Source organism: Virgibacillus sp. M23, assembly GCF_034190895.1.
Lineage (GTDB): Bacteria > Bacillota > Bacilli > Bacillales > Amphibacillaceae > Virgibacillus > Virgibacillus salarius.
In genome coordinates, this window is the sequence record NZ_JAWDHA010000095.1 from 1 (window position 1) to 9,728 (window position 9,728).

Below are 9,728 nucleotides of genomic sequence, written 5' to 3' on the forward strand. Positions count from 1 at the left end.
GGAAAGGGAAGTGGGCAGCCGGAGTGGTGGTCAAGCAAGCAGTAGCTATTATTCCATAATAGCTACTAGAGGAAGCGTAAATCTGAGCATTTAGTGATAAGGAATGAGCGAATTTTGCTCAGTTTTTCTTATTGTTATAGAAAGTGATTTATGAAGAGAGAATGATGCAAATAAACGTTTGTTTTACTGAAGCACAGCTTTTATAATGAAAAGAGGTAGAAAAGAAAGGAGCAAGATGAATGGCAGTGGCAAATACCACAATCATACAAAAAATGATAAATGAACTAAACGAAGCAAAAGATCAAGATAATAACACTGAAGAGTTGGTGAAGCATATTCGTCATGTTCGTTTATTATGTGATTTGTTCCTTGAGGATAGTGCAAAAGATCAAGTTAGGGCTAAGGTTAATGGTATTTCTCCCTTAGAGATGAAGGCGATGCTTGGTGATAATGATGCGAAACTACATAGACCATCAAAACCAAGCTCGGGTAATGAACACGATGAAGCAAATGGGGATTCAATTTTTGATTTTTAATAAAGAGGTGTAAATCGTGAAGCTATTTTTAGTATTAGGCATGATTAATGGGTTTTTAGCAGTAGCGTTGGGAGCGTTTGGTGCCCATGGTTTAGAAGGAAGACTTTCAGAAAAAGCTTTATCTACCTGGGAAAAAGCAGTAAATTATCAAATGTTTCACACTATGGCATTATTAGTAACAGGATTATTAATGATGAAGGCTGATCCTGCTAGTATTATTTGGGCAGGCTGGATGTTCTTTATCGGTATCATTCTGTTTTCGGGAAGTTTGTATATTTATTCGACAACTGCAATTAAAACCTTTGCAATGATCACACCGCTCGGTGGTGTAGCATTTTTGATTGGCTGGGTGCTATTGGGTACATTCGCTGTAAAACATTTATAGCTTTATATACGATAGTTTATAGTTGAAATAGGAAATAGATAGAAAATAATACGATAAGTACTGCACGAGCCACTTGCTTTAATGCTTGAATGGATTTGTATAAGTTCCATTCCATCATTCCATCACATACGAGACTAATGGAAATAAGGAAAAGACAGAAAAGAATTAAGAATAAATAGCCTTTTATAAGTGCAATTAATCCGATTACAGCGGCACAAGCTAATGTAATAAGTTCGACTAATATAAATTTTTCATAAGGATGCTTCATGGAATCCATCCTTTCTGTTTACTGCTAAACATCTAATAGCTAAAGGGATAACACAAAGGAAGTTGTGTCATCCCTTTTCTATTAGATCGTATTTTGATTTTTAACGTGGTGAGTATGAGGTATTTGCATATGGATACGCGTAATTTAGTTCTTCATCAAAGGTTACATAGTCTAAATAAACCATCAGCAAGAGGTAGCGTTTACCCGTTTGCGGATCACTTAGAATAATGTGATCTCTGCCTGCACCTTCAATGATCCCTTTGAAAACTTTTGCATTCCACTGGTCATTATTTTCAAAAGTCATATAAACAGTAGCTTCTTTTCCTCGGTTTAAACGAAGAATATTTTCGATGTATGATTCCTGCATGGGAAGCATTCCCTGATTACTGGTCGTAGGATATGGTTGCTGTGTCTGTTGTTGTGTTGGTGGGTATTGTCTCATATTATAACTTGGATAATAAGCTGGAGATGAAGGTGGATAATAGTAATACGGATAAGGTTGATATCCGTTTCCTGCTTGCTGATTGTTATTTTCCTGGTTTTCACTCATGTAAAACCCTCCTATTAGTAAATATTAATGCCTCACTATCGGAAAACGGAAGGACATTCAGAGGCGGTAGGTGCATAGAAGCAATGAGACTTGAATCTTCCTACATTCCATTGACCATACCATTGAGCAGGACAATCTCCAGCGGGCATAAAGAACCATAACGAATTTGTTGCTGGATGCTGTCGTTCTCCCTGAATGACTCTACGAGCTAACCGTTTATCAGCTTCGCGTGCTCGCTGGTAAAAGTAACCTTTTTGTGTCGCTTCAAACCCACCAGGGCTTTGGAATACCATATCATTAATCGTTCGAATTTCTGTAAAATCAAGACAATTAGAAATGACACGATTAATACCTGTATTACCTACCATAAGCATTCCTAACTCCCCGTCCCCCTCCGCTTCCGCACGCATTAATCTTGCTAACAACGCCACATCATTATCTGTATGTGCGACAAGAGCCATTTGCATTCCTCATTTCTGTCCATTCTGGTTGCATTAGTATATGTATGTGGCAGGCATTGAAAATATGTTATAAAATCAAATGTTACGTTTGCTTTGTTAAAGGAAAAGAACAAAAGCGCAAGTGCCCGATTAGAAACATAGCGACTGAAGCGAGTCAACGGAGATAAAGGAATCACGCTGTGATTACGAGTCGACCCCATATTTACCCATAGGCTTAAATTTTATAATTTCCTAGACTATAAAAAAGATGCCCAATTCATGGACATCTTTTAATTCGCTAAGTAGGAGGCTTATATTTCCAAATATGTTGCTATTGCTTCATTTGGAAGATGGTTTCCTACAAAGAATTCACCAAATTCTCCGTATTTAGAACTTACTTCATCAAAACGCATTTCATAGACAATTTTCTTAAATTGCAATGGGTCATGAGCAAATAAAGTAACTCCCCATTCCCAGTCATCAAGACCAATGGAACCAGTTATAATTTGTGAGACTTTACCCGCATATTTTCTGCCAGTCATGCTATGTTCGTATAACAGTTTACCTCGCACATCTTTTTCAAGCGTGTACCAGTTTTCATCACCATGGCGTCGCCGATCCATCGGATAAAAGCATACATGCTCCCATTTTGGTAAGATTGGTTTTAACCTTGCGGCTATTTCTGGTATTTCTTCCGGATGCTCTTCTTTATACGGTCGGTATTTTGAAAGTTCTACAATCGAAACATAGGAATGAGCAGGTATTAAAAACTCACCCATTTTTGATTTATTCAATTCTGTTTCAATGGTAGCTAATTCATTTGTTGTAGGACGAAGGAACATAAACATAAGATCTGCTTTTTGCCCTACTATATTATAAAGGGCATGACTTCCATCTTTCCCATCTTCAACTTTATCCCATTTAACAAGTAAATGTTGAAGGCTGTCAATTGCTTCCTTACGCTCATCTTCTGTAGCAAGTTTCCAGGAAGTCCAATCTACTGTACGAAAATCATGGAGGCTATACCAGCCGTCCATCGTTTCCACTGCTTCTACCATATTTATCTCTCCTTTAACTATGTGTGTAAGGTTATGACGAGCACCTTTTAATTTATTTACGATCTGTTTTTACTATAGCATAATTTGGGCAGTATATTCATGACGTAAACATATCAATTCGTCATCGTTCGCTATATTGTCATAAGACTGTCAAAAAACGTATAAAGCTAGATAGGAATTGCTTTAATTTATGTAAAAAATCATCTACTATTTAACTATATCCATTTAGGAGGTTTTATAAAAGTGAGTCAATTATTTGAGCAAGTGAAAGAAAAGGTTTCTAACCAAAATAAATCTATCGTGTTTCCAGAAGGGACAGATGAACGTATATTGACAGCAGCTAGTCAGTTGGCAGCAGCTGACATCCTAACACCAATATTAATTGGTGATAAAACGGTTATTAAACAAAAGGGAGAGGACATTGGAGTAGATGTATCTCGTTGTAAATTGATGGATCCAGTTGAATTTCCAGAATTTGATTTGATGGTGGAGACGTTTGTGGAACGTCGTAAAGGTAAAGTTTCCAAAGAGGACGCGGAAAAAATTCTACTAGATGAGAATTACTTTGGGACAATGCTTGTTTACATGAATCAAGCAGATGGACTAGTAAGTGGTGCTGCGCATTCAACTGCCGATACAGTTAGACCTGCATTACAAATTATTAAGACAAAAGCAGGTGTCCAAAAAACATCAGGTGTATTCATTATGGTGCGAGGACAGGAGAAATATGTATTTGCTGATTGTGCCATTAATATAGCTCCAAATAGTCAAGATCTTGCTGAGATCGCAGTGGAAAGTGCGGTAACTGCAGAATTATTTGGCGTGGAGCCACGTGTAGCTATGCTTAGTTTTTCTACTAAAGGTTCAGCTAAGTCAGAGGAAACGGAAAAAGTTGTTGAAGCTCTAAACATTGCAAAGGAAAAGAATCCTTCCTTAACTATTGATGGAGAGTTTCAATTCGATGCAGCATTCGTTCCAAGTGTAGCAAAGAAAAAAGCACCGAATGCTGAACTTCAGGGTGATGCTAATGTCTTTGTATTTCCAAGTCTTGAAGCTGGAAATATCGGCTATAAGATTGCCCAACGCTTAGGTGAATTTGAAGCAGTTGGTCCGATCTTACAAGGTTTGAACAAACCTGTAAATGATCTGTCACGAGGCTGTAGTGCAGAGGACGTTTATAATTTAGCATTAATTACTGCTGCTCAAGCAGAATAATGAAAGGGATTGTTTCGGAAACCTTTTTAGATGAAAAACTTGAATATACAGACTACGGAAGGAGAAACGGTTTAAAGATCCACAGTGAGTGTTATGCTGAGGAGAGGCTGAAATTTGTTTTCCGTGGAAAGAAAGTATATTCCAGTTATCTGCTATGGAGGCTTAGACAAAAGTAATAAAAAACGAAAGATAATTAGTGTAGGTTAATTATCTTTCGTTTTTTGGTGATCTAGGAAAAAATAAAATTAGCCATGTGGCTAAATAGGGGGCGTGTTGAGCCGCGTTCAGCTCCAGCATCCAGAAAAGAGGCGACTTCACGAATCGCCATACGATAAGTCATCATTGGCTCGCAAGCTCCATGAATCCTTTATCTCCGTTGACTCGCTCCAGTCGCTATGTTTCTAATCGGGCGCTCACGCTTTTGTTCTAAGTTAAGAAAGTATAAAATCAGTGTAATGACTGCGTTAAGCCAAGTAGTATTTTGAAATGTTTGATGTATATTGGCAATGATCCGACTAATTACTTCGCTTTCCGTGGGCACGGCCTCAACTAACTTTGCAAAGAAGAACACGTTGCAAAGTGGATTTTCGGCTCGCGCTAATCCCGCAGAAGTCTACGTAATTAGTCTCCGCTATGAGAAGGTGCAACAATTCTTGTCATAAGTAATAGGTTGACTTTTTTTACAATGGGTAAAGTGAAAATCGCTATCTGTGAGTATAAAAGCAGCTGTGTTACTTCATGCTAGCGTTGTAGAGCCTGATAATAGCGAAGGCCGGCCACTTCAACTCCTGTGGGAAATGTTTGACCTGAAGATCCACTTTTTTGAGCGGGTTTTGCTAAAAAAGTTAGCTGAAGGACAAACCCCACGGAAAGGGAAGTGAGCAGCCGGAGTGGTGGTCAAGCAAGCAGTAGCTATTATGGAATAATAGCTACTAGAGGAAGCGTAAATCTGAGCATTTAGTGATAAGGACTGAGCGAAATTTGCTCAGTTTTTTTTAATAGAATGTATCATTTCAGGTGCTTGTGGATTCAATTCGTTCATTTCGTTTTTTCATTTGTTCGAGACGCTTTTCGTAATCCGCCTGTTCCGAATCAGAAAATGGCTGTTCAATCACCTCGTTATTGAAAGCTGCTAAGGATTTCTTCGCTCTAACTTTCATATCCTCCACGGTTAGTTGTGTATTCAATAAGTCTGACAACGAAGACATCACATGAGGATCTACCGAAGGGTAAGTGAATTTAGTTTTCTCTCCTTTTTTGCTAATATCGTAAAAATCTCTAATTACTTTCGCCCGTTTATAGCTATTGCCTTCAACATCCAAATAAATTTGCACAGCGACACCATCCTTCACCCGACGTTGTGAAATGCCTGCAAATTTTTTCCCATTAATACTTAAATCATAATCTCCAGGGCAATAGGAATTAACAATTTCGTATGCTTCAATCTGATCTGTTAGATCATCAAGCATGTACGTAACAAAACGGACCATAGCTTCATACCCTTCGTGAATGGATAGATCTTTTACTCCAGGAAGGATTAATGAAATATTTAGTACACCGTTATCTAAAGCAACTGCCAAACCACCGGAATTGCGAACAACTACGTGAAATCCAGCCCTTTTCAGCAGCTGTATACCTTCATCGATATAAGGCAGCTTTGCATCTGGAATACCAAGTACAATGGTGTTTGGATGAACCCATAAGCGCATAGTTGGTGGTGATAACCTATGACTAATTGAAAGAGCCAGGGCATCATCAATCGCAAACGAATGTATGGCTGTATAAGCTTCATTATTGAAGGTAGTTAGTGTAGAGTGGTCGATGTAACGAAATGTATCTTGTTGTATCAAATCTTTCCAATTTTTCATAGTTTACTCCTTGATTTACTTGAATAATAAACGAATGCTCCAGGTATTAGTATGTTTAGCTTCTTACTTTTTTCGTTTATTTATCCCGCCACTATTGGCAGTAAGATTCCCTTTCAATTTATAGTACATATCATGAAGAGAAAATAGTGGAAACTGCCAGTAAATGTCCGATTGGTTCACCTACCAATCAGTAAAAACCTAATTGAAGGTTCACTTTATCTATTATATAATAAAAAGAAATCGTCGAAAAGAAACGGATGGGAATGCATGGCATATAAAGATGAGCAATTACATGAAGAAAAAGTATTTAAAGATCCTGTACATCGGTACGTACATGTAAAGGACAGGGTGATATGGGATTTAATTGCAGCACCGGAATTTCAGCGGTTACGTAGAATAAAGCAATTAGGTACAACGAATTTAACTTTCCATGGTGCTGAGCATAGCCGATTTAATCATTCTCTTGGTGTTTATGAGATTGTTCGTAGAATTATAACTAACTTCGAAGGACGACCACATTGGAACAGTGAGGAACGTCTTCTTTGTTTATGTGCTGCGTTATTGCATGATTTGGGACATGGCCCGTTCTCCCATTCGTTTGAAAAAGTATTTAAATTAGATCACGAATATTTCACACAGCAGATTATATTAGGTGATACGAAGGTAAACGCAATATTGGAACGTGTAGCAAAAGGATTTGCGCAGGATGTGTCAGATGTTATTGCAAAAACTTATAAGGATAAGCTAGTTGTTAGTTTAATTTCCAGTCAAATTGATGCGGATCGCATGGATTATTTACAACGAGATACCTACTTTACTGGGGTTAGCTATGGACATTTTGATATGGAGAGAATCCTGCGAGTGATGCGTCCAATGGAGGATCAAGTTGTTATTAAGTACACGGGCATGCATGCGGTAGAAGACTATATTATGAGTCGTTATCAAATGTACTGGCAAGTCTATTTTCATCCTGTTACAAGAAGTGCAGAAGTCATATTATCGAAAATCCTTCATCGAGCAAAGGTATTGTATGAAGATTCAAATTATACATTTAAACTGGAGCCTACGCACTTTCTTTCGTTTTTTACTGGGCATGTTAAACTACAAGATTATTTGAAATTAGATGAGGGGATTGTTTCCTATTATTTTCAACTTTGGCAGGAAGAAGAAGATGACATTTTGAGCGATTTGTGTGAACGATTTACCAATCGAAGGTTGTTTAAATATATTGAATTTAACCCGAATCTACAAATGAATGAATGGATGGAGCTGCATCGCCTATTTATGAATGCAGGAATTGATCCAGACTATTATCTTGTAGTCGATTCCTCATCTGATTTACCCTATGATTTTTATCGCCCAGGGGAAGAGGAGGAGCGGTTACCCATTCATTTGCTTATGCCAAATGGTGAGTTGAGGGAGTTATCTAGACAGTCGGAAATTGTTGAATCCATTTCTGGAAAAAAACGAACGGATCACAAATTGTACTTTCCTATTGATTTAATAGAGAAGATAGAAGATAGTACGGTGAAGAAACGTGTAGAAGAAATTCTTAGTGGTCAGGGAGAGGTAAAGAATGCTAACTAATCATGCAAAGCTAATGCAGTTTTTTTCCGTTGCTAATGAAGTCACTGGCAGGAAAAAGCTTCAAAAAATGATTTATATCCTTCAAAAGTGTGGTATGCCTTTTGAAGAAAAGTATGAATTTCATTTCTATGGTCCCTATTCGGAAGAGCTAACATTACGAGTAGAGGAATTATGTAATTTGGGGTTCATTCATGAGGAAAAGGAAGATAAAATCAATTATTATCAATATCATTATACAATTACAAATGATGGGGAAGAATTTTTACATCAGTTTGCAATGGACATGCCCGATTTTTCCAGTCAGGTGGAAGCAATGAAGGGGAAAAGCTCTAGATTTTTAGAGCTTGTTGCAACAATGCTATATTTTGATGGCTTATCGACAGAAGAAAATATTGCAAAGGTACATACGGTGAAACCAAAGCAAAAATATACGAATGAAGAAATACAAGCGGCACACGCTTTTATTGAAGGCTTGAAGCAATAGAGACAGATAGGTGTCAACATGGTAATACCTATGCTACAATAAAAAGCAGTAAACATAGAAGGAGGGTTCTGGGATGAGTTCCGATCAATCTTCGAATAAGAAAAAAAATAACTTTACGATCATTAAGGATGATTCAACGGATGGACATGGTGGTTACGGATATGGTTCGATTAGTTTAGAAAACATGTCTTCCGTAATTGTGGATCCCAATGAAAATAAGGCTTATGTTGATATGGCAGCAATGCATGCAAGAAGTGATATCGAACGTCGCGTAAAATATTTGAATGATAAAAACGAGGTACCCAATGGTAAATTATACTGGATTGTATGGGTGAATGTTGATCAAGGTGAAAATGGACCATATTATTCTGGTGTAGCAGGTAGTGAGCTACGCGTTGACCGTTCGATTAAACGAGCCTACAAATCCATGCCTGAGCATGTTACACATATGGAAAAGTCGTTAAAAGGTAAAGTTATCGTAGACCATATGGATGAGCATTCTAAGAAATTATTAAAGGATTTCTTGGTTGAATTTGATCCAGACATGTGGAAAAATTCCAAAGATGAATTGAAAGATTCACTTCCAGAATAAGGAGAAAACCTTCTAGCTTGGCAATCTAGCCAACCTAGAAGGTTTTCGTAAATCTGTTATCCCGCATATAACTGGCAGTAAGCTCCACCGGTTTTTACTGAAACATATACGTACAAAGGCTTCATTCGCCACGCCTGTGGCAACGCCTTTGTGACCTACTTCCATGTAGGCCCGAACCAATCGGACATTTACTGGCAGTTGATCCCACACTTAACCATTTTGTTTTTTCTTCATTGCTTGAGTGATTTCAAAAGAGTACAAGGGTTGGATAGTTGACATCCATTGCTAATGGACAGAGCGTGATAAACTTGATGTATTGAAGTGGAAAACGGCGAAGTCTTTACTTCTTACAATCATTCAATAATTGTTAAGAATACTTCCTTATGCTAACATTTAAAAGTGAACATTTTGTGACGTCGAGCTAAAGCAATCGATTTTATCTTGTACTTTGTATTAGAAATTTGTAAAATATAGGAGTACATGGGCTACTCATGTATTACTAGGACAAAAAAGAAGCCGAAACCAGTATATCTGGATTCGGCTTCTTTTTTATAAGTTAAGAAAGTATAAAATTAGTGCAATGACTGCGTTAAGCCAAGTAGTTATTTTGAAATGTTAGATGTATATTGGCAATGCTCCGACTAATTACTTCGCTTTCGGCGGGCACGGCCTCAACTAACTTTGCAAAGAAGAACACGTTGCAAAGTGGATTTTCGGCTCGCGCTAATCCCGCAGGAGTCTACGT

General features: G+C 37.7%; 12 protein-coding genes. 7 read left to right on the forward strand and 5 right to left on the reverse strand.

What is annotated here, in order from left to right:
* Positions 1–239: 239 nt before the first annotated feature.
* Both RVS70_RS20725 and RVS70_RS20730 read left to right on the forward strand, forming a co-directional pair.
* Positions 240–536, forward strand: coding sequence for a YwdI family protein (locus RVS70_RS20725; RefSeq protein ID WP_026681829.1), 297 nt, complete (start codon positions 240–242; stop codon positions 534–536).
* Between the two features lie 16 nt (positions 537–552).
* The gene (locus RVS70_RS20730; RefSeq protein WP_026681828.1) at positions 553–921 is read left to right on the forward strand and encodes a DUF423 domain-containing protein; all 369 of its coding nucleotides are present in this window, start codon (positions 553–555) and stop codon (positions 919–921) included.
* Positions 922–937: 16 nt separating this feature from the next.
* Here the strand turns inward: RVS70_RS20730 and RVS70_RS20735 are convergent, their stop codons facing one another.
* The 4 genes from RVS70_RS20735 to hemQ form a co-directional block, all read right to left on the reverse strand.
* Entirely contained in the window at positions 938–1,189 is a 252-nt protein-coding gene (locus RVS70_RS20735) for a hypothetical protein (RefSeq protein ID WP_026681827.1), read from the reverse strand.
* 100 nt (positions 1,190–1,289) lie between these two features.
* Positions 1,290–1,739 (reverse strand): spore coat protein GerQ, encoded by a 450-nt coding sequence (gene gerQ / locus RVS70_RS20740; RefSeq protein ID WP_026681826.1) that lies wholly within the window; start codon positions 1,737–1,739, stop codon positions 1,290–1,292.
* Between the two features lie 35 nt (positions 1,740–1,774).
* Entirely contained in the window at positions 1,775–2,200 is a 426-nt protein-coding gene (locus RVS70_RS20745) for a cell wall hydrolase (RefSeq protein WP_026681825.1), read from the reverse strand.
* Between the two features lie 290 nt (positions 2,201–2,490).
* On the reverse strand, positions 2,491–3,237 hold the full coding sequence (gene hemQ, locus RVS70_RS20750; RefSeq protein ID WP_026681824.1) for a hydrogen peroxide-dependent heme synthase: 747 nt from the start codon (positions 3,235–3,237) through the stop codon (positions 2,491–2,493).
* Positions 3,238–3,480: 243 nt separating this feature from the next.
* Between hemQ and pta the strand changes: the two genes are divergently transcribed.
* Together pta and RVS70_RS20760 are read left to right on the forward strand one after the other, a co-directional pair.
* A complete protein-coding gene (gene pta / locus RVS70_RS20755) occupies positions 3,481–4,452 on the forward strand; it encodes a phosphate acetyltransferase (protein WP_026681823.1) in 972 nt (323 codons plus the stop codon).
* A 710-nt stretch (positions 4,453–5,162) separates the two neighbouring features.
* Positions 5,163–5,333, forward strand: a complete 171-nt coding sequence (locus RVS70_RS20760; protein ID WP_162986311.1) for a hypothetical protein — start codon at positions 5,163–5,165, stop codon at positions 5,331–5,333.
* Between the two features lie 132 nt (positions 5,334–5,465).
* On the opposite strand, the gene RVS70_RS20765 is transcribed toward RVS70_RS20760, so the two are convergent.
* The gene (locus tag RVS70_RS20765; RefSeq protein WP_121603972.1) at positions 5,466–6,320 is read right to left on the reverse strand and encodes a biotin/lipoate A/B protein ligase family protein; all 855 of its coding nucleotides are present in this window, start codon (positions 6,318–6,320) and stop codon (positions 5,466–5,468) included.
* 267 nt (positions 6,321–6,587) lie between these two features.
* Here RVS70_RS20765 and RVS70_RS20770 point away from each other — a divergent pair, with 267 nt between their 5' ends.
* The 3 genes from RVS70_RS20770 to RVS70_RS20780 all read left to right on the forward strand — a co-directional run bounded on the left by RVS70_RS20770 (position 6,588) and on the right by RVS70_RS20780 (position 8,983).
* Positions 6,588–7,907: an HD domain-containing protein gene (locus RVS70_RS20770; protein ID WP_166530099.1), complete on the forward strand. Its 1,320-nt coding sequence runs from the start codon at positions 6,588–6,590 to the stop codon at positions 7,905–7,907.
* Positions 7,897–8,391 (forward strand): YwgA family protein, encoded by a 495-nt coding sequence (locus tag RVS70_RS20775; protein ID WP_205389125.1) that lies wholly within the window; start codon positions 7,897–7,899, stop codon positions 8,389–8,391. The genes RVS70_RS20770 and RVS70_RS20775 overlap by 11 nt, the downstream gene beginning before the upstream one ends.
* Positions 8,392–8,464: 73 nt before the next feature.
* Positions 8,465–8,983 carry a YwhD family protein gene (locus RVS70_RS20780; RefSeq protein ID WP_121603969.1) on the forward strand — a complete coding sequence of 173 codons (519 nt, stop codon included), beginning with the start codon at positions 8,465–8,467 and terminating at the stop codon, positions 8,981–8,983.
* Positions 8,984–9,728: the final 745 nt, after the last annotated feature.